At 74.8% G+C, this 21,105-nt stretch carries 18 protein-coding genes; 15 read left to right on the top strand and 3 right to left on the bottom strand.

From position 1 onward, the window contains the following. Positions 1-82: 82 nt before the first annotated feature. Complete coding sequence (locus tag JIG38_RS03855; protein ID WP_199422416.1) at positions 83-2,551, top strand: glycoside hydrolase family 94 protein; 2,469 nt, start codon at positions 83-85, stop codon at positions 2,549-2,551. 144 nt (positions 2,552-2,695) lie between these two features. Here the strand turns inward: JIG38_RS03855 and JIG38_RS03850 are convergent, their stop codons facing one another. Continuing rightward, positions 2,696-3,412 carry a FadR/GntR family transcriptional regulator gene (locus JIG38_RS03850; RefSeq protein WP_233404405.1) on the bottom strand — a complete coding sequence of 239 codons (717 nt, stop codon included), beginning with the start codon at positions 3,410-3,412 and terminating at the stop codon, positions 2,696-2,698. 101 nt (positions 3,413-3,513) lie between these two features. On the opposite strand from JIG38_RS03850, the gene JIG38_RS03845 reads away from it, so the two are divergent. The 10 genes from JIG38_RS03845 to JIG38_RS03800 all read left to right on the top strand — a co-directional run bounded on the left by JIG38_RS03845 (position 3,514) and on the right by JIG38_RS03800 (position 15,086). Then, positions 3,514-5,127, top strand: coding sequence for an ABC transporter substrate-binding protein (locus tag JIG38_RS03845; RefSeq protein ID WP_199422414.1), 1,614 nt, complete (start codon positions 3,514-3,516; stop codon positions 5,125-5,127). Between the two features lie 97 nt (positions 5,128-5,224). Continuing rightward, positions 5,225-6,181, top strand: coding sequence for an ABC transporter permease (locus tag JIG38_RS03840; RefSeq protein WP_307844560.1), 957 nt, complete (start codon positions 5,225-5,227; stop codon positions 6,179-6,181). A gap of 2 nt (positions 6,182-6,183) precedes the next feature. Continuing rightward, a complete protein-coding gene (locus JIG38_RS03835; RefSeq protein WP_199422412.1) occupies positions 6,184-8,223 on the top strand; it encodes a dipeptide/oligopeptide/nickel ABC transporter permease/ATP-binding protein in 2,040 nt (679 codons plus the stop codon). Then, complete coding sequence (locus tag JIG38_RS03830; RefSeq protein WP_199422410.1) at positions 8,220-9,086, top strand: ABC transporter ATP-binding protein; 867 nt, start codon at positions 8,220-8,222, stop codon at positions 9,084-9,086. Before JIG38_RS03835 ends, JIG38_RS03830 begins: the two co-directional genes overlap by 4 nt. A 74-nt stretch (positions 9,087-9,160) precedes the next feature. Further along, a complete protein-coding gene (locus JIG38_RS03825; protein ID WP_307844558.1) occupies positions 9,161-10,090 on the top strand; it encodes a dihydrodipicolinate synthase family protein in 930 nt (309 codons plus the stop codon). Continuing rightward, the gene (locus JIG38_RS03820; RefSeq protein WP_199422406.1) at positions 10,090-11,082 is read left to right on the top strand and encodes an ROK family protein; all 993 of its coding nucleotides are present in this window, start codon (positions 10,090-10,092) and stop codon (positions 11,080-11,082) included. The genes JIG38_RS03825 and JIG38_RS03820 overlap by 1 nt, the downstream gene beginning before the upstream one ends. Beyond that, positions 11,079-11,780 (top strand): N-acetylmannosamine-6-phosphate 2-epimerase, encoded by a 702-nt coding sequence (locus tag JIG38_RS03815; RefSeq protein WP_199422404.1) that lies wholly within the window; start codon positions 11,079-11,081, stop codon positions 11,778-11,780. The genes JIG38_RS03820 and JIG38_RS03815 overlap by 4 nt, the downstream gene beginning before the upstream one ends. Then, a complete protein-coding gene (gene nagB / locus JIG38_RS03810; protein WP_199422402.1) occupies positions 11,780-12,559 on the top strand; it encodes a glucosamine-6-phosphate deaminase in 780 nt (259 codons plus the stop codon). Before JIG38_RS03815 ends, nagB begins: the two co-directional genes overlap by 1 nt. A gap of 84 nt (positions 12,560-12,643) precedes the next feature. Further along, positions 12,644-13,678, top strand: a complete 1,035-nt coding sequence (locus tag JIG38_RS03805) for an SRPBCC family protein (protein ID WP_199422400.1) — start codon at positions 12,644-12,646, stop codon at positions 13,676-13,678. Positions 13,679-13,895: 217 nt separating this feature from the next. Beyond that, positions 13,896-15,086 carry an MFS transporter gene (locus JIG38_RS03800; protein WP_199422398.1) on the top strand — a complete coding sequence of 397 codons (1,191 nt, stop codon included), beginning with the start codon at positions 13,896-13,898 and terminating at the stop codon, positions 15,084-15,086. Positions 15,087-15,120: 34 nt separating this feature from the next. Here JIG38_RS03800 and JIG38_RS21220 read toward each other — a convergent pair whose 3' ends face one another. Further along, complete coding sequence (locus tag JIG38_RS21220; RefSeq protein WP_372419758.1) at positions 15,121-15,561, bottom strand: DUF3072 domain-containing protein; 441 nt, start codon at positions 15,559-15,561, stop codon at positions 15,121-15,123. Between the two features lie 79 nt (positions 15,562-15,640). Between JIG38_RS21220 and JIG38_RS03790 the strand changes: the two genes are divergently transcribed. Continuing rightward, complete coding sequence (locus tag JIG38_RS03790; protein ID WP_199422396.1) at positions 15,641-16,303, top strand: hypothetical protein; 663 nt, start codon at positions 15,641-15,643, stop codon at positions 16,301-16,303. Between the two features lie 103 nt (positions 16,304-16,406). After that, on the top strand, positions 16,407-16,787 hold the full coding sequence (locus JIG38_RS03785) for a nuclear transport factor 2 family protein (protein WP_199422394.1): 381 nt from the start codon (positions 16,407-16,409) through the stop codon (positions 16,785-16,787). Between the two features lie 19 nt (positions 16,788-16,806). On the opposite strand, the gene JIG38_RS03780 is transcribed toward JIG38_RS03785, so the two are convergent. Further along, positions 16,807-17,187: a hypothetical protein gene (locus JIG38_RS03780; RefSeq protein WP_199422392.1), complete on the bottom strand. Its 381-nt coding sequence runs from the start codon at positions 17,185-17,187 to the stop codon at positions 16,807-16,809. Between the two features lie 145 nt (positions 17,188-17,332). On the opposite strand from JIG38_RS03780, the gene JIG38_RS03775 reads away from it, so the two are divergent. Together JIG38_RS03775 and JIG38_RS03770 are read left to right on the top strand one after the other, a co-directional pair. Then, positions 17,333-19,729 carry a family 43 glycosylhydrolase gene (locus JIG38_RS03775; RefSeq protein ID WP_199422390.1) on the top strand — a complete coding sequence of 799 codons (2,397 nt, stop codon included), beginning with the start codon at positions 17,333-17,335 and terminating at the stop codon, positions 19,727-19,729. 230 nt (positions 19,730-19,959) lie between these two features. After that, on the top strand, positions 19,960-21,096 hold the full coding sequence (locus JIG38_RS03770) for a MalY/PatB family protein (protein WP_199422388.1): 1,137 nt from the start codon (positions 19,960-19,962) through the stop codon (positions 21,094-21,096). The last annotated feature ends 9 nt before the right edge of the window (positions 21,097-21,105 follow it).

The raw sequence follows: 21,105 nt of genomic DNA, 5'->3' as shown, positions 1-21,105 counted from the left end.
GGCGCCTGCGACGGTCCGGACCGCCGGGCCGACCAGCACGCCGGCCCGCAGGGGCGCGGCGACGACGAGAGGCTCCACCGGCATGCAGTTCGGGCACTTCGACGACGAGACCCGCGAGTACGTCATCACGACGCCGCACACCCCCTACCCGTGGATCAACTACCTCGGGTCGCAGGAGTTCTTCTCGCTCGTCTCCCACCAGGGCGGCGGCTACTCCTTCTACCGCGACGCCAAGATGCGGCGCCTCACGCGCTACCGGTACAACACGACGCCGTCGGAGGCGGGCGGGCGCTGGTTCTACGTCAACGACGGCGGCGACGTCTGGTCGCCGTCCTGGCTCCCGGTCAAGGCCGACCTCGACCACTTCGAGACGCGGCACGGCCTCGGCTACACGTCGATCTCGGGCGCCCGCAACGGCCTGCGCGTCGACACGCTGCTCTTCGTCCCGGTCGACGAGAACGCCGAGGTCCAGCGGGTCACGGTGACGAACACGTCCGACGCCCCGAAGCGGGTGACGCTCTTCTCCTACGTCGAGTTCTGCCTGTGGAACGCGCAGGACGACCAGACCAACTACCAGCGCAACCTGTCGATCGGCGAGGTCGAGGTCGAGCCGGACGGCCCGACCGGCAGCGCGATCTACCACCGCACCGAGTACCGCGAGCGGCGCGACCACTACGCCGTCTACGGCGTCAACGCCCGCGCCGCGGGCTTCGACACGGACCGCGACACGTTCGTCGGCCCGTGGAACGGCATGGCCGAGGCCGCGGTGCCGCGGGCCGGGGCCTCGGCGGGCTCGGTCGCGAGCGGCTGGTACCCCATCGGCTCGCACAGCCTCGTGCTCGAGCTCGCGCCGGGGGAGTCGCGCACGCACACCTTCGTGCTCGGCTACGTCGAGAACGCGCCCGAGGAGAAGTGGGCCGACGCCGCGCACCAGGTCGTCGCGAAGGGGTCGGCGCACGCGCTGCTGAGCCGCTTCGCCACGACCGAGCAGACGGACGAGGCCTTCGAGCGCCTGCAGAAGTACTGGACCGGGCTGCTGTCGACGTACTCGGTGCGGTCGACCGACGAGAAGCTCGACCGGATGGTCAACATCTGGAACCAGTACCAGTGCATGGTGACGTTCAACATGTCGCGCTCGGCCTCGTTCTTCGAGACCGGGATCGGCCGCGGCATGGGCTTCCGCGATTCGAACCAGGACCTGCTCGGCTTCGTCCACCTCATCCCCGAGCGGGCGCGCGAGCGGATCGTCGACATCGCGTCGACCCAGCTCGCCGACGGCTCGGCGTACCACCAGTACCAGCCGCTGACGAAGCGCGGCAACGACGACATCGGCTCGGGCTTCAACGACGACCCGCTGTGGCTCATCGCCGGCGTCGCCGCGTACGTCAAGGAGACCGGCGACGTCTCGATCCTCGACGAGCCCGTGCCCTTCGACAACGAGCCGGGCACCGAGGTGCCGCTGTTCGAGCACCTCACGCGGTCCTTCCGGTTCACGGTCGAGCACCGGGGACCCCACGGCCTGCCCCTCATCGGGCGTGCCGACTGGAACGACTGCCTCAACCTCAACTGCTTCTCGAGCACGCCGGGGGAGTCGTTCCAGACGACCGAGAACCAGGCGGGCGGCGTCGCGGAGTCCGTCTTCATCGCGGCCCAGTTCGTCCTCTACGGTGCGGACTACGCCGAGCTCGCCCAGCGCCGAGGGCTGCCCGACGTCGCCGCCGAGGCGCGCCGCGAGGTGGAGGCGATGCGCGCCGCCGTCCTCGAGCACGGCTGGGACGGGCGCTGGTTCCTGCGCGCGTACGACTACTACGGCAACAAGATCGGCACCGACGCCGACGACGAGGGCAAGATCTGGATCGAGCCGCAGGGCTTCGCCGTCATGGCGGGCATCGGCGTGGGCGACGGGCCGCGCGACGCGTCCGCACCGGCCGTCCAGGCGCTCGACGCCGTCGGCGAGCTGCTCGCGACCGACCACGGCATGGTGCTCCAGCACCCGGCGTACACGACCTACCGGATCGAGATGGGTGAGGTCTCCACCTACCCGCCGGGGTACAAGGAGAACGGCGGCATCTTCTGCCACAACAACCCCTGGGTGATCATCGGCGAGACCGTCCTGGGCCGCGGCGAGCGCGCGTTCGACTACTACCGCCGCATCACGCCGGCCTACCGCGAGGCGATCAGCGAGGTGCACAAGCTCGAGCCGTACGTGTACGCGCAGATGATCGCCGGCAAGGAGGCCGTGCGGCACGGCGAGGCCAAGAACTCGTGGCTCACCGGCACGGCCGCGTGGAACTTCGTCACCGCGAGCCAGTACCTGCTGGGGGTGCGGCCGGGCTGGGACGGCCTCGTCGTCGACCCGCAGATCGGGCCGGACGTGCCCGAGTTCACGGTCACGCGCGTCGCCCGCGGCGCGACCTATGAGATCACGGTGACCAACTCGGGCGCCGAGGGCTCCCGCGCCGTGCTCGAGGTGGACGGCGTCCCCGTCGAGGGCAACGAGGTGCCGTACGCGCCCGCCGGCAGCACCGTCCGGGTGACCGCGCGCCTCTGAGCGCGCCCACGACACGGCCGGGCGCCCGACCAGGCGGGCGCCCGGCCGTCCTGCGGCCCATGGACCCGGCCGTCCCGAGCGCCGGCTGTACGGAGATCACGGCGCCGGAGGGGGTGCGGACGGCGACGTCCGCCGTGCGGCCGCTCAGCTCGATGCGCGGCCGAGCGCGCGCTGCAGCGGCTCGTAGTGCTCGATGACGGCGCAGCGGTAGCCGGCGACGTCGCCCTCGAGCGCGGCCGTGAGCATGTCGCCGTGCGCCTGGCACGTCTGGCGCAGGTCGTCGGGGAGCGCGAGCCCGAGCCGCGGGAGCACGGCGGTGTGGATGTCCCAGAACGCCGCGACGAGCTGCCCCGCCAGCTGGTTGTCGATCGTCGCCAGCAGCGTCGTGTGGAAGGCGCGGTCGGCCTCGAGGAACGTCTCGCCGCGTGCGGCGCTGGCCTCCATCTCGCGCACCAGCGCCGCGAGCTCGGCCTGCTCGGTGCCCGCCACGGCGCCCACGACCTTCTCCGCCATCGCGAGGTCGAGCGCCATCCGGACCTCGACGACCTCGCGGAGCGCCTGGAGGCTGTCGCCCGGGGACAGCACGCCGCGGAAGACGAGCGCCTGGACCATGGGGTCGAGCGACATGCGTCCGACGAACGTGCCGTGCCCGTGACGCACCTCGACGATGTCGAGCGTCGCGAGCGAGCGCACGGCCTCGCGCACCGAGGACCGCGAGACGTCGAGCTCCTCGCACAGCTCCGCCTCCGTGGGGAGCGGGTCACCCGGGCGCAGGCCCTGGGCGAGGATGAGCTCGCGGATCTGGTCCGCGGTGGTCGCGCGCCGCATCCGCTCGGACCGCGCCGTCCCGGTGACTGCCATCCCGCTCCCGTCATCGCCCTGTGACCTGCGTCGCATTGTGCCCGAGGCGACGTGTGCCTATATTACATCAGACATCTGATGTCCGATGAATTGGAGACCCAATGACGAGCATCTCCCGCCGCGCGGGACGGCGCCTCGGCGCCGTCGTGGCCGGCGCCACCGCGGCAGCCCTCATCCTCAGCGCCTGCACCCCAGCGGGCGAGGACGGCGCCGACGAGCCAGGCCCCACCGAGGCGGCCGAGGACACCCGCGCCGTCGACCCCGACGCGATCATCGAGGCCGGCATCTCCTACGCGCTCGGCGGCAGCTTCGACCCGATGGTCGCCTCGGGCGCCGTCACCCAGGCCGCCAACTGGCACACCATGGAGGCCCTCGTCGAGCTCGACCCCGTGACCCGCGAGGCGTACCCCGGCCTCGCGACGGCGATGCCCACGCAGGTCGACGACACCACCTACGAGGTCGACCTGCGCGAGGGGGCCGTCTTCCACGACGGCTCGCCCGTGACGAGCGACGACGTCGTCTTCAGCTTCGAGCGCGTGATGGACCCGGCCACCGGCACCTTCTTCGCGGGCTTCGTGTCCTTCATCGAGAGCGTCCAGACGGTCGACGAGGACTCGGTGCGGATCACGACGAAGTACCCGTTCTCGCTCGTGGACGAGCGCCTCTCGGTGGTCAAGATCGTCCCGAAGGCGATCGTCGAGGCGGACCCCGAGGGCTTCGGGGCGCTGCCCACCGGCACCGGGCCCTACCGCCTCGTGTCGGCCGTGCCGGACGACTCGATCGTCTTCGAGCGGTTCGACGACTACACGGGCACCCGCCCCGCGCAGGCCGCCGGCATGCGGTGGAACCTGCTCTCCGACGCCGCCGCACGCGTCACGGCGATGAGCTCGGGCACCATCCACGCGATGGAGGACGTCCCCTACATCGACATCCCCACGCTCGAGAGCCAGGTGACCGTCGAGACGGCGCAGTCCTTCGGTCTGCTCTTCGCGATGTTCAACACGGACAAGGCGCCGTTCGACGACCCGCGCGTGCGTCAGGCGTTCTTCTACGCGCTCGACACCGAGAAGATCATCGACACGGGCCTGCTCGGCAACGCCGCTCCGGCCACCTCGTTCCTGCCCGAGACGCACCCGAACTACTCGGAGGCCTCGACGGTCTACACGTACGACCCGGAGAAGGCCGAGGCGCTGCTCGCCGAGGCAGGCGTCGAGGACCTCTCCATCACGCTGCTCACGACGGACACGGGCTGGGTCAAGGAGGTCGCGCCCCTCATCAAGGAGTCGCTCGACGCGGTGGGCATCAGCACCAACCTCGACATCGGTCAGTCCGCCGGCCAGTACACCAAGGTCGACGCGGGCGACATGGACGTCATGATCGCGCCGGGCGACCCGTCGGTGTTCGGCAACGACCCCGACCTGCTCATGCGCTGGTGGTACGGCAAGAACGTCTGGTCCGACACGCGCTACCGGTGGAGCGACACCCCCGAGTTCGCCGCGCTCACGGCCCTCCTCGACGAGGCGGTCCAGCTCGAGGGCGACGAGCAGCAGGCGCGCTGGGACGAGGCGTTCGACCTGGTCAGCGAGGAGGTGCCGCTGTACCCGATCCTGCACCGGCAGCTGCCCACCGCCTGGGACGACGACCGCCTGGTCGGCTTCCGGCCCGTCGCGATGACCGGGCTGTCGTTCCTCGACGTCGGCGTCGCGGCCGAGTGACAGACGCCGTCGGCGGGACCCCACCCCCGGGTCCCGCCGACGGTCCGACGGACCGGCGACGTCGCCCGTCCACGACGCAAGAGAGAGCAGGTGCGCGGTGACCTCAGCGCTCCGCCTGATCGGCCGGAGGCTGCTCCAGCTGCCGGTCATGATCCTCGGGATCAGCTTCCTGGTGTTCTTCGTGATGTCGTTCTCCAAGGTCGACCCCGCTCTCATCGCGCTCGGCGAGAGCGCGACGCTCGAGGAGCGCGAGGCCTACCGCGTGGACAAGGGCCTCGAGGGTCCGCTGCTCGTGCGCTTCCTGGCGTTCCTCGGCGGTCTCGTCCGGGGCGACCTGGGCACGTTCTCGGCGCGCCAGCAGCCCGTCGTCGACGAGGTCGCGCGCGCGTTCCCCATCACCCTCCAGCTCACGTTCCTCGGCCTGGCGATCGCCGTCCTCGGGGCGCTGACCCTGGGCGTCCTCGCGGCCGTGCACCGCGACCGGTGGCCCGACCAGGTCATCCGGGTCCTCTCGATCACCGCGCTGTCGACGCCGTCGTTCTGGCTCGCGGTGCTGCTCATCCAGGGCGTCACGCTCGGGCTCGGTGCGCTGCCGGCGTCGGGCCCGCTGCCCCCGCTGACGCAGGACCCCGGCGGCTGGCTGGCCCGCATGGCGCTGCCGGCGCTCGCGCTCGCGGTGCCCGTGGTGGGCCAGCTCTCGCGCGTCGTGCGGACGGCGGTCGTCGAGGAGCTGGACAAGGACTGCGTGCGGACCGCGCTGGGTGCGGGCATCCCTCGCCCCGTCGTCGTCGCGCGCAACGTCCTGCGCAACGCGCTCATCACGCCGGTCACCGTCCTCGGCCTGCGGGTCGGCTACCTCATGGGCGGCGCGGTCGTCATCGAGATCATCTTCGCGCTCCCCGGGATGGGCACGCTCATCCTCAACGGCGTCACCAACAACGAGCCCAACCTCGTGCAGGGCGTCACCCTCACGGTCGCGCTCGCCTTCGTGGCGATCAACATCGTGGTCGACCTGCTCTACGTGCTCATCAACCCCCGGATCAGGTCGGTGTGACCATGCGACGCCAGCTGACGGAACGTCTCTCGCGGCCAGGGCTGCGGCTCGGTGCGCTGCGTGCCCTGCCCCTGGGCTCGCGCATCTCCCTCGTCGTCCTCGTGGTCGTGGTGCTCGTCGCGGTGCTCGCGCCCGTCGTCGCGCAGTTCGACCCGCTCGCATCCGGGCCCGCGGTCCAGCCGCCCGGCGCCGAGCACTGGTTCGGCACCGACCGCCAGGGCCGCGACATCTTCGCCCGCATCGCGTACGGCGCGCGGTACTCCCTCGTCATCGGCCTCGCGGCGACCGGCATCGCGCTCGTCGTCGCCGCCGTGCTGGGCTCGGTCGCCGCCACGGCCCCCCGGTGGATCGCCGAGACGCTCATGCGCGTGCTCGACGTCGTCATGTCCTTCCCCGGCATCGCGCTCGCGGCGGTGTTCGTCACCGTCTTCGGGCAGTCGCTCCCGGTGCTGGTCCTGACGATCGCCTTCCTCTACGTGCCCCAGCTCACCCGGGTCGTCCGGGCCAACGTGCTCGACCAGTACGGCGAGGACTACGTGGCCGCGACGCGCGTCATGGGCGCCTCGACGCCGCGCATCGTCGTGCGGCACGTCGCGCGCAACTGCGTCGCACCCGTGCTGGTCTTCGCGACGATCCTCGTCGCGGACGCCATCGTCTTCGAGGCGTCCCTGTCCTTCATCCAGGCGGGCATCCCGGACCCCGAGCCGTCGTGGGGCAACATCATCGCGGCCGGTCGCAACCTCGTCATGGCGGGCTACTGGTGGCCGACGTTCTTCCCCGGCCTCGTCATCACCGCGACCGTCCTCGCGCTCAACGTCCTCTCCGAGGGCATGACGGACGCGATGGTCGCGCCCCGCGCCCGCGCGCTGCCCGGCACGACGGCGGCCGAGGTGACCACGGCCGCGCCCGTCCCGGTCGCAGCCACCGAGGCCGACGCCGACGACGACGCGCCGGGGACGGTGCCGGACACGGTGCCCGACGCCGTCCCGGCCGAGGCACCGGTGCCGCTCGCCGCGCGTCTCGCCGCGCTGCGCGTGCGCGAGCTCGAGCGGCGCGACCGCCACGAGTACACGGGCGACGCCGCCCCGCTGCTCGACGTCCAGGGCCTGTCGATCGCGTTCCCCCGGCACGGCGACGTCGACGTCGTGGACCACGTCGACCTCAGCGTGCGCCCCGGGGAGACCATGGGCCTGGTCGGCGAGTCCGGCTGCGGGAAGTCCATCACGTCGCTCGCGGTCATGGGTCTGCTCGACCCGCGTGCCGACGTGCGGGGACGGATCCTCTTCGACGGGCGCGACCTGCTGACGATGCCGGCCGCCGAGCGCGACGCCCTGCGCGGGCACGACATCGCGATGATCTACCAGGACGCGCTCAGCTCGCTCAACCCGGCGATGCTCGTGCGCTCGCAGCTCGCCCAGCTCACGCGCCGGGGCGGCACGCGCACGGCCACCGAGCTCCTCGAGCTCGTCGGGCTCGACCCGCGCCGGACCCTCGCGTCCTACCCGCACGAGCTCTCGGGCGGCCAGCGCCAGCGCGTGCTCATCGCGATGGCCCTCACGCGCGACCCGCGGCTGGTCATCGCCGACGAGCCGACGACGGCGCTCGACGTCACCGTGCAGGCGCAGGTCGTCGAGCTGCTCGACCGCCTGCGCGAGGAGCTGGGGTTCGCGATGCTCTTCGTCTCCCACGACCTCGCGCTGGTCGCGGAGCTGGCCCACCGCGTCACGGTCATGTACGCGGGCCAGGTGGTCGAGCAGGGGCGTACCAGCGAGCTCCTCGCCCAGCCGGTGCACGAGTACACACGCGGCCTGCTGGGCGCGGTGCTCTCGATCGAGCAGGGGCAGGGGCGGCTGCACCAGGTGCCCGGGACCGTGCCGTCGCCGCGCGACTTCCCGCGCGGCGACCGGTTCGCGCCGCGGTCGTCCGACCCCGAGCGGCACGCCGGCGTCACGCCCGTGCGGCGCCGCATCGCGGGGACCGAGCACTTCTACGCCGCGCACCCGGACGACGCGCCGGTCGAGCCGATCGGAGCCGCACGATGAACGCCCCCGCCCCCACCCGGCCGAGGTCGTCCGAGCCCGCGGCCGCCGCGGCCGCGCCGCACGCCGCCGAGCCGGTCGTCGAGCTCCGGGACGTGCACGTGACCTACCGGGCGCGCTCGTCGACGCTCCTGCGGCCCCAGCTCGTGCACGCGATGGAGGGCGTCTCGATCGCCGTCCGTCGCGGGCAGACGCTCGGGATCGTCGGCGAGTCCGGGTCGGGCAAGTCGACGACCGCGAAGGTCCTCGTCGGGCTCGAGAAGCCGACGTCGGGCGAGGTCCGGTTCGCGGGCGAGCCGGTGACGCGGTTCACCCGACCGGTGCGTCGCCGCCTCGGCCGGATCGTCTCGGTGGTGTTCCAGGACCCGGCGACCGCGCTCAACGCGCGCATGGTCGTCCGGGACGCCCTCACCGACCCGCTCGAGGTGCACGGCATCGGGACGCGCGCGCAGCGCGAGGCGAAGGTCCGCGACCTCGTGGGCCTCGTCGGGCTGCCGTCGTCGGCGCTCGACGCGCTGCCCGGCCAGCTGTCCGGCGGGCAGCGCCAGCGCGTCGCCATCGCGCGCGCGCTCGCGCTCGACCCGCAGGTGGTCGTCGCGGACGAGCCGACGTCGGCCCTCGACGTGTCCGTCCGGGCGCAGATCCTCAACCTGCTCACCGACCTCAAGGAGCAGCTCGGCCTCGGGATGGTCTTCATCTCGCACGACATCCAGACCGTCCGCTACGTGTCCGACACCATCGCCGTGATGAGCCGCGGCACGGTCGTCGAGACCGGGCCTGCGGCCGAGGTCTTCGCGAACCCGCAGGACCCGTACACGCGGACGCTGCTCGGCGCCGCCCCCTCCCTGCTGGACCCGCACCGATGAGTGCCCAGCCCCACGCCCCGACGCCGGCCGTCCTCGACGCCGTCGCACCCCGTATCGCACCTCCAGGAGTCGCAGTGAGCCCGTCCTCCCGTACCTTCCACGGCGTCGTGCCGCCCGTGGTGACGCCCCTCGACGCCGACGGCGGTGTCGACCACGCCGGCCTCGAGGCGCTCGTGGAGCACCTCGTCGGCGCCGGGGTCCACGGCCTCTTCGCTCTCGGCTCGACCGGCGAGACCGCGTACCTCACCAACGCCGAGCGCGTCGACGTCGCGCGCACGATCGTCTCCGCCGCCGCCGGCCGGGTGCCTGTCATCGCGGGCGCGATCGAGCTCACCGCCGCGCGCGTGCTGGACGCGGCCCGGCCGCTCGTCGCGGCGGGGGTCGACGCCGTCGTCGTGACCCCGGCGATCTACGCGCTGCACGACCGCCAGGAGACGACCGACCACTTCCGACGCATCGCGGCCGGGCTCGACGTCCCGCTCTGGGCGTACGACGTGCCGGTCCGCACGCACACCAAGCTGCCGGCCGACCTGCTCGTCGGGCTGGGTGAGGCAGGCGTGCTCGCGGGGGTCAAGGACTCCTCGGGCGACGACGTCGGCTTCCGCCGGCTCCTCGCGGCGAACGCCGCCGCCGGCTCGCCGCTGCGCCTGCTCACCGGCCACGAGGTCGTCGTCGACGCCATGCTGCTCGCGGGCGCGGACGGCGTCGTGCCGGGTCTCGCGAACGTCGACGCGGCCGGGTACGTCCGGCTGTGGGACGCCGCTCGGCGGGGCGACTGGGCGTCGGCGCGTTCCGAGCAGGAGCGCCTCAACGCGCTCTTCGAGATCGTCTTCCAGGCCACGGGCCGCAGCGGCGACGCCGCGGGCGTCGGCGCCTTCAAGGTCGCCATGGAGGCGCAGGGGCTCCTCGCGTCGGCCACGATGGCGCACCCCGTCCAGGCCCTCGACGGGGCCGTCGCCGAGCGGGTCCGCGCGGTCGTCCACGCGGCCGGGCTCGGGCGCTGATGGACCTCACCCTCGCCGTCGACCTCGGCGGGACCAAGATCGCGGGTGCGCTCGTGGACCGGAGCGGGCAGGTCGGGCCCGTCCGGACCGTCGCGACGCCCGCGCAGGACGGGCCCGACGTCGTCGTGCGGGCCGTCGGGCGGCTGCTCGAGGACGTGCTGCGCGGGGGGTGGCCCGGCGGTGCGGCCGGCGGTCCGGGCTCGGCCGGCCACGCGGACGCGGGCACGCGCGTGCGCGCCGTCGGCGTCGGCACGGCGGGGGTCGTCGACGTGCCGGCCGGGACGATCGTGTCCTCGACCGACACGTTCGCGGGCTGGGCCGGCACGCACCTCGGCGAGGAGGTGCGTGCCGCCGCGTCCGCGCTGCTCGAGCGCGACGTCCCGGTGCACGTGCAGAACGACGTCGACGCGCACGCGCTCGGCGAGTCGTGGCGCGGCGCGGCGGCCGGTGCCCGGAGCGCCCTGGTCGTCGCGGTGGGCACGGGCATCGGCGCGGGCGTCGTGCTCGACGGCACCGTGCTGCGCGGGGCGCACCACGTCGCAGGCGAGCTCGGCCACCTGCCCATCGGCGGTGCCGACCACCTGCGCTGCCCGTGCGGTCGGCCCGGTCACCTCGAGGCGCTCGGCTCGGGCGCCGGCATGCGTCGGCACTACGCGTGGCTCAGCGGTGACGGGTCCGTCCTCGACGCGCGCGGCGTCGTCGCGCTCGCGCAGTCCGGCGACCGCACCGCGCGTCAGGCCGTGCGGGAGTCGGCGGCCGCCGTCGGGCGCGGCATCGCGGCGGTCGTGACGGTGCTGGACCCGGAGGTCGTCGTCGTCTCGGGCGGCGTCGCCGAGGCCGGCGTGCTGTGGTGGCGGCCCATGGAGCACGCGCTGCGCGCGGAGCTCGTCGACGTCCTCGAGGACGTGCCGGTCGTGCCGGGCAGGCTCGGCGTCGCGGCACCGCTGCTCGGTGCCGCGGCCTCCGCGTGGCGCCTGGTGGACGCCGCATGAGCCGCGCCGAGGTGGTCGACGCCCTGCGGGGCGGGCTCGTCGTCTCCTGCCAGGCGTACCCGGGCGAGGCGATGCGCGACCCGCGCACCATGGTCCAGGTCGCGCAGGCGGCGGTCGCGGGCGGTGCCCGCGCCGTCCGGCTGCAGGGCGTCGAGGACGTGCGGCTCGGCGTCGCGATGCTCGATGTCCCCGTGGTCGCGATCTGGAAGGACGGCGACCGGGGCGTCGTCATCACGCCGACGCTGGACCACGCGCGGGCGCTCGCCGTCGCGGGCGCGCGGGTCGTGGCGCTCGACGGCACGCGCCGACCGCGGCCCGACGGACGGACGCTCGCGGAGACCGTGCGCGCGCTGCGCGCCGAGCACGACGTCGTCGTCATGGCCGACTGCGGGTCCCTGGGCGACGCGCTCGCGGCGGCCGACGCCGGCGTCGACCTGCTGGGCACGACGCTCGCCGGCTACACCGACGAGCGTGAGCGCACCGACGGGCCCGACGTCGGGCTGGTCGCCGAGGTCGTGGCCGCGACGGGCATGCCGGTGGTCGCCGAGGGGCGCATCCACACGCCGGCGCACGCCGCCGCCGTGCTCGCCGCCGGGGCGCACGCCGTGTGCGTGGGCACCGCGATCACGCACCCGACGACGATCACCGGCTGGTTCGTCGCCGCGCTCGCGCCCGGGCGCAGGCCGGGGGAGGGCTGATGGAGGTCGTCGTCACCGAGGCGGCGGGCGCCGCGCGCCTCGCCGCCGATGCCGTCGAGCGCGCGCTGACCTCGCGGCCCGCTCCCGTGCTGGGGCTCGCGACCGGGTCGAGCCCGCTGGGCGTCTACGACGAGCTGGTCCGGCGGCACGCCGCGGGCCTGTCGTTCGCGCACGCGCAGGCGTTCACGCTCGACGAGTACGTCGGGCTGCCGGCCGACCACCCGGAGCGCTACCGGACGGTCGTCGAGCGGGACCTCACGGGTCGCGTGGACCTCGACCCGGACGCCGTGCACGGGCCGGACGGCCTCGCCGACGACCTGCCCGGCGCCTGCGCCGCGTACGAGGCGGCGATCCGGGCCGCGGGCGGTGTCGACGTCCAGGTCCTCGGGATCGGCACGGACGGGCACGTCGCCTTCAACGAGCCGGGGTCGTCGCTGGGCTCCCGCACGCGGGTCAAGACGCTCACCGAGCAGACGCGGCGGGACAACGCGCGCTTCTTCGGCGGCGACGTCGACGCGGTGCCCCGGCACTGCCTCACCCAGGGCCTCGGCACGATCCTCGAGGCGCGGCACGTGGTCCTGCTCGCGGGCGGCGTCGCCAAGGCGGAGGCGGTGCATCAGCTCGTCGAGGGACCGGTCTCGGCGCTGTGGCCCGCGACCGCACTGCAGCTGCACCCGCACGTGACCGTGCTGATCGACGACGCGGCGGCGTCACGCCTGCAGCTCGCCGCCTACTACCGCGAGACGTGGGCCACCAAGCCCGCGTGGCAGTCCCTCTGACGCCGCCGAGCTCGGCGGTGGGGGTCAACTCGGCGCGCCCGCGTGCCGATGGAGCGGCGTGAGCGTCGACGGGCCGGTGCCGGCATGGGGCTGAGCCGGTGGGCCGACGAGCGGTGGCAGCGCCGCGGGTCGTCGCCGCGCCGTCCGGACCTCACGCCGGTGCCGATCGTCGTCGAGCGTGCGCTGCCCGTGGCGGCACCCGCCGAGGTGGCGCTCGGCGTCCTCGCGGACCCCGCGAGCGCGGCGTTCCAGGTGTCCGAGCCCGGGGCGTTCGGCTTCGTCGTGCCGGGGACGCCCGCGGGCGCGGTGGGCGAGCGCCGGGTCGTCGTCGTGCCGGACCCGTGGAGCCACGCGCTCCTCGGGGCGGTGAGCGACGTCGTCGAGGTCGTGCGGGGGCGCCGCGTCGTCGTGGTGCCGCGCGCGGCGGGCCGGCCGCTGCGCCGGACCTTCGCCGCCGAGCCCACCGGGCCGGACTCGTGCGTCCTGCGGATCGCGCTCGACGCGCACGCCCCCGCGGCCGGCGTCGGCCTCATGCACGAGACGCTCGCGCCCGAGCTCGAGCACGCGCTCGCCGCCGTCGCGCACCACCTCGGCGACGGGCCGCCACCGGCACCGCCGCGCGAGGGCGTCGTGCTCCGGAACATCCGACGCGACGACGAGCACCGCGCGTGGCGCGCGGCCGCCGCCCCGCGCGTCACCGTGACCGTGCACGCGACCGTCGTCGTGCCCGCGCCCGCGCTGCGCGTGTGGCTCGCCGTCACCGACGCCCGGCACGACCACTGGTGGCAGCCGGACCCGGACGCCGTCGCGTTCACCGTCCCCGGGACGCCGCCCGGGCGGCCCGGCGAGCTGCGCTGCGTCGTCCGGCACGGCGGGGGAGGGCTCGAGGCGACGCTCGCCGAGACGCTCGCGGTCGACGAGGGCGAGGCCTTCGTCACGCGCGACCGCGGCTTCTTCTCGGGCGTCCGGACGACGTGGCTCGAGCCGGTGGCGGGTGGCACCCGCGTCACGCGCGAGGCCGTGCTGGACCTGCTCGACGGCAGCCCCGCGACACAAGCGCACGAGACCGCGTCGCTCCACCAGGGCCTCGACGCCCTGGCTCGCCACCTGACGCCCTGACGCCCCCCCGCGGGGCGCGTGGGACTCCTTGCCCCCCCGCGTCCCACCCCGCACCCGGTCGACCTCGGCGGGAAGTGTCGACCTCGGCGAGGGGCGGGCGGGGCTAGGCGGTGGAGAACGATGTCGATATCGTTATCGGCGCGTCGACGGGGTCGCGTCGCGCCCGGTCGACGGCGACCGGCCAGCGCGGGGGAGCCCGCCGGTCGAGAGGGCCCTCGTGACCAGCACCCGCACCGCGCGCTCGACCTCCGCGTCCGTCGTCCTCGCCTACGTGATCTTCGTGTTCGTCGGCGTGAGCGCCGGCGTGGGCGGCGTGCTGCTGCCCGCCCAGGTCCGCGACTACGACGTCGACCTCGCGACCATCGGCCTGACGTTCTTCACGTCGTCGGCCGGCTTCTTCCTCGCCGGCTCGAGCACGGGCGCGCTCATGCACCGGCTCGGCACCCGGTGGGCGCTCGTCGCGGGCGGCTCGCTGTACCTGCTCGCCGCCGTCGCGACCGCCGCACGGCCGTCCTTCGTGCTCTTCGTCGCCGTCCAGGCCGTGGCGGGCTACGGCGTCGGCGTGCTCGAGTCCGTCCTCAACGCCTACCTGTCGCAGCTCCCGTCCGCGACCACGCTGCTCAACCGGCTGCACGCCTTCTTCGGCGTCGGCGCGCTCGTCGGACCCGCGCTCGCGGCACGCATGCTCACGGCCCTGGAGTGGACGGCGGTCTGGTGGCTCCTCGCGGCGCTCGTCGTGCCGCTCGTGGTCGCCTCGGCCCTGCTCTTCCCCCGCTCCGCGGCGCCGGCCGACGGCGACGCCGAGCCGCCCGCGCACCGGTCCGGGCTCCTGCTCGCCGTGCTGCGCGAACGCGCCGTGCTGCTCGCGGCCGTCTTCCTCACGGTCTACCTGGGTGTCGAGATCAGCGTGGGCACCTGGGCGTTCACCGACCTCGTCGAGCGGCACGCGGTCTCCGATCTCGCGGCCGGCTATGCCGTGAGCGCCTACTGGCTCGGGCTCACCGTCGGCCGGTTCGTCATCAGCCCGGTCGGCGTGCGGCTCGGTCTGGGGGTGCGGCGGCTCGTCCTCGTGTGCCTCGTCGCGGTCCTGGTCGCAGTCGGCGTGGTGTGGCTCGCGCCCGTGCCGGCGGTCGCCGCCGTCGGGCTCGCGGTGCTCGGCTTCTTCCTCGGCCCGCTCTTCCCGACCGCGATGGCCGTCGTGCCACGGCTCACCGCGGCGCCGCACGTGCCGACGGCGATCGGCGCGATGAACGCGGTCAGCGTGATCGGCGGGTCGGCGCTGCCGTGGCTCGCGGGCGCGCTCGCGGGCGGCGTGGGGATCGAGGCGCTGCTGCCCTACGTCCTCGCGCTCGCCGTCGTGCAGCTGCTCGTGTGGCGCGGGGTCGCGCGCCGGATGACGCCCGCCTGAGCACGCGTGGGCGTGCCCCGGCGGGCGGCGTCCGTCAGGCGCCGCGGCCCGTCTCGTCCTGGAGGCGGTCGATCGTCTCGGACGCCTCGGCCTTGGTGAGGTCGCCCGGGACGTCCTCGCCCGCCTCGCGCGCGAGCGTCTGCAGGTAGCTCTGCTGCGGGCCGGTCATCGGCTCGTCGCCCGTCACCCAGTCCTTCGGGTCCTTCTCGGGGCTGCCGACGCCGGGCGCGTCGCCGGCGTCGGACGTGCCGGCCGTGCCGCTCGAGTGGGCGCCGCCGTCGAGCGGAGCGTCCGGGTCCGTCGAGCCGGCCGGCTCGCTATCGTCCGCCTCGCTGCCGAGCTCGACGCCCTCGTCGAGGGGCGCGCCGCCGGGGCCGCGGCCGGACGCGGGGTCGGCCGCGAGGTCGGCGTCGCCCGCGGGGGTGAACGCGGGGTCGGGGTCGGGCAGGGGCTGCTGGGGTGCGTCGCTCGTCATGGGTCCTTGGTACCCCCGACCGCCGACACCGGCATCCCGAGGTTGACGCCGGCGCAGGGCACCCGGGAGCCTCGGCGCCATGTGGACGCGCACGGTGGTCGTGGACGACGGGGACGGGGACGGCGAGGACGCCGCCGCGGCCCAGGCGCAGGCCGACGCGTGGCAGCGGCGCCACACCCCACCGGACAACGAGGTGCCCGGCGTGCTCCCCGCGACGGCGGTCCTCACGGGCGATCGGGACACCGTCGTCGCGCTCACGGGCGTGCGCGTGTTCACCACCGGGCTGCTGCTCGACGTCGGCGTGCGCCGGCGCCTCGACCCGGCGCCGGACAGCGACCACTTCGGCGCGACGGAGCGAGCCCTGCTGCTCGGTGTCGAGCTCGCCGACGGCCGCACGGCCTCGACCGTGCTCGGCGCTCCGACGTGGGACGCGGACCCCGACGTGCCGGTGCTGACCCACCACGGCGCGAACGGCGGCGGCCGCGTCTACGACCTCACGCTCTGGCTCACGCCGGCGCCGCCGGCCGGCGACGTCGTCGTGGTCGCTGCCGCGCCGGCGTGGGGACTGCCCGAGGGTGCCGTCACGCTCCCGGCCGCCACGCTCGCCGAGGCGGCGTCGCGCGCTCAGGTGCTCTGGCCGCGCGAGCCGGACCGCCCCTGGCCGTTCGAGGAGGTCCCGCCGCCCGAGGTGCCGCCGGGCGGCTGGTTCGCGCGCGTGGTCGGGGCCGCCGCGACCGAGTGAGCTCGCGCCGACCCGGGCCGTCGGGAAGCGGCGGCGCCGCGACGGCTCGACGGCCGGGCGGCGCGGCGGCAGGCTGGGACGGTCGTCGTCGTCGGGAGGTCGTATGGACGCGGGCAGCATGCGCGAGCGGGTCGGGACGTGGGTCGCGGAGTACGAGCGCGCGTGGCGCGCCCAGGACGTGGGCGCCGTGGCGCGCCTGTTCACCGAGGACGCGCTCTACCTCCGCGGCGCGTACGACGACGGCCTGCGCGGCCGCGCGGCGATCGAGGAGTTCTGGCCCGACCCCACGCCGTTCACGATGACGTGGGACGTCGTCGCCCTCGACGCCCCGGTCGCCGTCGTGCGGGCCGAGGTGCGCTACGGCGGCGACGACCCGAAGGAGTACCGCGACCTGTGGATCCTGCGGTTCGCCGACGACGGCCGCGCCGAGCACTTCGAGGAGTGGGCCCACTGGCCCGAGCTCGGCTTCAGCGCCGGGGACTGACCGCGGGCCGGCGGCGCGGTCAGCGGAGGCCGTCGATGACGCCCCGGTCGCCGGCGTAGGGCTGCAGCGTCGCGGGCGCCGGGAACGGCAGCGTCCACGAGCGGGTCCCCACCCCGACCGCGCCGAAGTCGTCGAGCTTGACCACGACACGCTCGGGGCTCACCTCGACCAGGACGACGCGCAGCGTGCGGCCCTCGTCGAGCGTCAGCTGCCACAGGTCGGCGAGCCAGCGCAGGCCGCGCTCCTCGAGCGCCTCCTCGCCGTCGGTCCAGTCGACGACGCCCGTGACGTCGCGCCCGAGCCGGTCGACCGCGACGAACCCCTCGCCCTGCGGCCGCAGCCAGCCGACCAGCTCGCGGTCGCTCGGGCGGCGGTGCTCGATCCAGTCCTCGGGCAGCATCCGGCGATCGTAGGGCGCGCACGAGGCGCGGCCGGCGGCCGGCGATCGGTCCGGGCTTCCTCGCGCCAGGGTCTGGCGGGTCCGCGATCGGTGAGGCAAACGTTAACCTTCCGATTCCTCCCTTTCACGAACGGCAGGCACTGCGATGAGGCAGACCACCTTCCCGTCCGTCGTGGGCCGGGCCGCCGCGGCAGCACTGCTCGCCGCCGGCCTCGCGCTCGCACCGTCATCGGCGACCGCGGGAGGAGGTGGACCAGGCGGCGGCCACGGCCCCGAGGCCCAGGGCACCGCGTACACCAACCCCGTGAGCGCGCCCTTCGCCGACACCTTCGCCGACCCCGCGGTCATCCGCGGCAAGGACGGGTACTGGTACGCGTACGGCACCACCGACCCGCTGCGCGAGGGCGAGGGCGTCTTCCACACGCTGCCCATGTCGCGGTCCACCGACCTGGTGACGTGGGAGTACGTGGGCGACGCCTTCACCGCCGAGAACCGGCCCACGTGGGCCGCGCCCGACGCCGGCCTGTGGGCGCCCGACATCCGGTACGTCGACGGCGAGTACCGCCTGTACTACGTCGTGACGTCGACCGCGATCCCCGGGGCACCCGACGAGCCCAACGACAACGCGATCGGCGTCGCCACGGCCCCCACGCCGACGGGCCCGTGGACGGACTCGGGCGACCCCGTGGTCGACCCGCGCAACAACGGCGGTCCCGGCAACTACCTGTGGACCTTCGACCCGTCCCACGTCGTCGGGCCGGACGGGACCGAGTACCTCTTCTACGGCTCCTACTACGGCGGCATCTTCGTCACGGAGCTCGACGAGACCGGCACCGAGGCGACGGGCGCCGCGACGCAGGTCGCCATCGACAACCGGTTCGAGGGCGCCTACGTCGTCCAGCACGACGGGTTCTGGTACCTCTTCGCGTCCACGGCGGACTGCTGCGCCGGCCCGACGACCGGCTACAGCGTCAAGGTGGGGCGCTCCGCGAGCCTCACCGGCCCCTACGTCGACGCCGACGGCATCCCGCTGACGACGTCGCGCGCGGGCGGCACGCAGGTCATCGCGCCGAACGGCAACGCGTGGGTCGGCCCCGGCCACAACGCCGTCGTGACCGACCTCGCGGGCCAGGACTGGTTCGTCTACCACGCGATCGACCGCGCCGACCCGTACCTCGACGGGACCGGCGGCATCAACGAGCGCCCGATGCTCATCGACCGGCTCGACTGGGTCGACGGCTGGCCGACCGTCCGTGCGGGCGCGTGGGCGTCCGAGGGCGAGCAGGAGGGCCCCGTGACGTCCGGCCGGGCGGTCACGACGTTCGACGAGGGCATCGGGGCGCCCTGGCGCGCCACCGGCTTCAGGACGGCGTCGGACGAGCAGAGCGGGACGTACGCACTCTCGTCCCGCGCCGGCACGCTCGTCACCCGCCACGCGATGACGCACGACGTGCGCGTCGAGGCCGACGTCCGGTTCGAGGGCGACGCCGCGGGCGGCGTCGTCGCCGCGCTGCGCACCAGCGGTCACGGCCACGGCCGCTCCGACGACGGCGCCGACATCGCGGGCGGTCGAGGCGGCGGGCAGGGCGGCGGGCACGGGCGCACGCCCGAGCGGGTCGCCGCCTACGTCGACCCGGCGTCCGGCGAGCTCGTCGTCGAGACGCGCGGCGCGCGTGCGACGGCGCCGGTCGCGGCGGGCACCGACCTCACCGCGTGGCACTCGCTCGTGCTCGAGGTGGCCGACGGCGTCGCGACGGCCGAGCTGAGCCACGCGCGGCTGGGCGACCCGATCGCCGTCGTGCACCTGGAGCTGCCGGGCGGGACGCGCACGTCCGGCGCGGCGGGGGCGTTCGCGACCGGTGCGGGTGTGGGCGTCGACAACCTCAGCGCCGTGCCGCTCGCGGACCCGGTCACCGAGGTCGTGCCGCTGCCGGCCACGGGCACGCTCGTCGAGGACCTCACCTTCGACGACGGGCTCGGCGAGGGCTGGACGACGGTCCGCGACCCGCAGGTCACGGTCGAGGGCGGCGAGCTCGTATGGCCCGTCGAGGCGACGGACCTCGTGGGCGGCGGCAACACCGCCGGGCTCCTCCTGCGCGACGCGCCGGACGGCGACTGGACGGCCGAGACGAAGCTGACGATCGACCTCGGCACCGACACCGTCCGCAACTTCCAGCAGGGCGGCATCGTCGCGTACGTGTCCGACGACGACTTCGCGCGGCTCTCCCACGTCGCCATCTGGAACACGCGGCAGACCGAGTTCGGCCGGGAGATCCCGTACGCCGGGCGCACGCAGTTCGGCGGCACGATCGCCGGCACGCCGTCGGACACGACGTGGCTGCGGCTCGTGCACCGCACTGACGAGGCGGGCGAGCGCGAGATCCAGGCGCTCACCAGCGCGGACGGCGAGCACTGGTACGCGGGCGGCGTCTGGACGTTCCCGGCCGACGCCGACGTCCGGATCGGCCTGATCTCGCACGGCCTCCAGGGCGGCGAGCCGGCGACGTCGCGGTTCGACCACCTGCGCGTCTGGTCCGACTGACGACGCGGTGAGGGGCGCGGCCCGCCGGGAGCCCCCCGGCGGGCCGCACCCGGCGGGCCGCACACGTCGTCGCCGCCCTGGCCGGTGTCGATCGGGATGTGCGGCGCTCGTGACGCGAGGGGCTGGTGAGGTGATCGGCGAGCCCGTCCCGCCCCACCCGCCCCACCAGTACCGCGCGCCGCACATCCGGTGCGGGAGCCTGCCCGTGCGGGGTCGGGCATGCTGGGCCGATGGACGTCCACGCCGACCCGCTCCCCGCCCTGCGAGCCCGGACCAGCGAGAAGTGGTCGGCCTACCCGCCCGACGTCCTGCCCCTCTTCGTCGCGGAGACGGACTACCCGCTCGACCCCACGGTCGCGCGCGCGATCATCGACCGCGTCGAGGCGTCGGACACGGGCTACGTGCACGGCGCGGGCCCGCTGCCCGCGGCGTTCGCCGGGTACGCCGAGCGCACCTGGGGCTGGCGCCCGGACCAGGCCGGCATCCGCACGACGACGGACGTGAGCGTCGCGATCGTCGAGACCCTGCGCCAGGCGACCCGGCCCGGTGACCGCGTGGTCATCACCCCGCCCGTCTACCCGCCGTTCGCGGACCTCGTCGCCGAGGCGCGCACGGAGCGCGTCGACGTGCCGCTGGTGGACCGCGACGGCACGCCCGCGCTCGACCTCGACGGCCTCGAGCGGGCGTTCGCCGCGGGCGCGCGGGCCATGGTCCTGTGCCACCCGCACAACCCCGTCGGCGTCGTGCACCCGGCCGAGGACCTGCGCCGGCTCGCGGCGATCGCGCGTGCGCACGACGTCGTCGTCGTGAGCGACGAGATCCACGGCCCGCTCGTCCAGCGGCCGGAGGACTTCACGCCGTTCCTCGCCGCGTCCGACGACGCGCGCGAGGTCGGGGTGTGCGTCACCGCCGCGAGCAAGGGCTGGAACCTCGCGGGGACGAAGTGCGCGCTCATGGTCGGGCAGTCCGAGCGCGCCGTCGCGCTGCTCGACGCGATGCCCGAGGAGGTCGGCTTCCGCACGAGCATCCTCGGGCTGCACGCGAGCACCGCGGCGTTCACCTCGGGCGACGCGTACGTCGCAGGCGTCCGGGCGGCGGTCGACGTCAACCGGCGGCTGCTCGCCGACCTGCTCGCCGAGCACCTGCCGGGCGTGCGCTACCGCATGCCCGACGCGACGTACCTCGCGTGGCTCGACTTCCGCGACGCCGGCTGGGGCGACGACCCCGCGAGGCGCGCGCTCGAGGCGAAGGTCGCCCTCGTGCCGGGGCACACCTTCGGGGCCGAGGGCCGCGGCCACGCGCGTCTCAACCTGGCGTGCAGCCCTGAGGTCCTCACGGAGGCGATCCACCGCCTCGCCCGCGCCTGACCCGCGGCC

The sequence above is a fragment of the Actinotalea solisilvae genome (assembly GCF_016464425.1).
Classification (GTDB): Bacteria; Actinomycetota; Actinomycetes; order Actinomycetales; family Cellulomonadaceae; genus Actinotalea; species Actinotalea solisilvae.
Note: the sequence above shows the minus strand (reverse complement) of the source record. Positions and strands in the feature narration are given on the sequence as shown.

Bases quoted from the DNA above. Each gene is read 5' to 3' on its own strand.
- JIG38_RS21220 (WP_372419758.1), bottom strand. From the start codon at position 15,561: ATGACGAGCGACGCACCCCAGCAGCCCCTGCCCGACCCCGACCCCGCG.
- JIG38_RS03830 (WP_199422410.1), top strand. From the start codon at position 8,220: ATGAACGCCCCCGCCCCCACCCGGCCGAGGTCGTCCGAGCCCGCGGCC.
- JIG38_RS03790 (WP_199422396.1), top strand. From the start codon at position 15,641: ATGTGGACGCGCACGGTGGTCGTGGACGACGGGGACGGGGACGGCGAG.
- JIG38_RS03845 (WP_199422414.1), top strand. From the start codon at position 3,514: ATGACGAGCATCTCCCGCCGCGCGGGACGGCGCCTCGGCGCCGTCGTG.
- JIG38_RS03770 (WP_199422388.1), top strand. From the start codon at position 19,960: ATGGACGTCCACGCCGACCCGCTCCCCGCCCTGCGAGCCCGGACCAGC.
- nagB (WP_199422402.1), top strand. From the start codon at position 11,780: ATGGAGGTCGTCGTCACCGAGGCGGCGGGCGCCGCGCGCCTCGCCGCC.
- JIG38_RS03775 (WP_199422390.1), top strand. From the start codon at position 17,333: ATGAGGCAGACCACCTTCCCGTCCGTCGTGGGCCGGGCCGCCGCGGCA.
- JIG38_RS03805 (WP_199422400.1), top strand. From the start codon at position 12,644: ATGGGGCTGAGCCGGTGGGCCGACGAGCGGTGGCAGCGCCGCGGGTCG.
- JIG38_RS03850 (WP_233404405.1), bottom strand. From the start codon at position 3,412: ATGGCAGTCACCGGGACGGCGCGGTCCGAGCGGATGCGGCGCGCGACC.
- JIG38_RS03780 (WP_199422392.1), bottom strand. From the start codon at position 17,187: ATGCTGCCCGAGGACTGGATCGAGCACCGCCGCCCGAGCGACCGCGAG.
- JIG38_RS03820 (WP_199422406.1), top strand. From the start codon at position 10,090: ATGGACCTCACCCTCGCCGTCGACCTCGGCGGGACCAAGATCGCGGGT.
- JIG38_RS03835 (WP_199422412.1), top strand. From the start codon at position 6,184: ATGCGACGCCAGCTGACGGAACGTCTCTCGCGGCCAGGGCTGCGGCTC.
- JIG38_RS03785 (WP_199422394.1), top strand. From the start codon at position 16,407: ATGGACGCGGGCAGCATGCGCGAGCGGGTCGGGACGTGGGTCGCGGAG.
- JIG38_RS03815 (WP_199422404.1), top strand. From the start codon at position 11,079: ATGAGCCGCGCCGAGGTGGTCGACGCCCTGCGGGGCGGGCTCGTCGTC.
- JIG38_RS03855 (WP_199422416.1), top strand. From the start codon at position 83: ATGCAGTTCGGGCACTTCGACGACGAGACCCGCGAGTACGTCATCACG.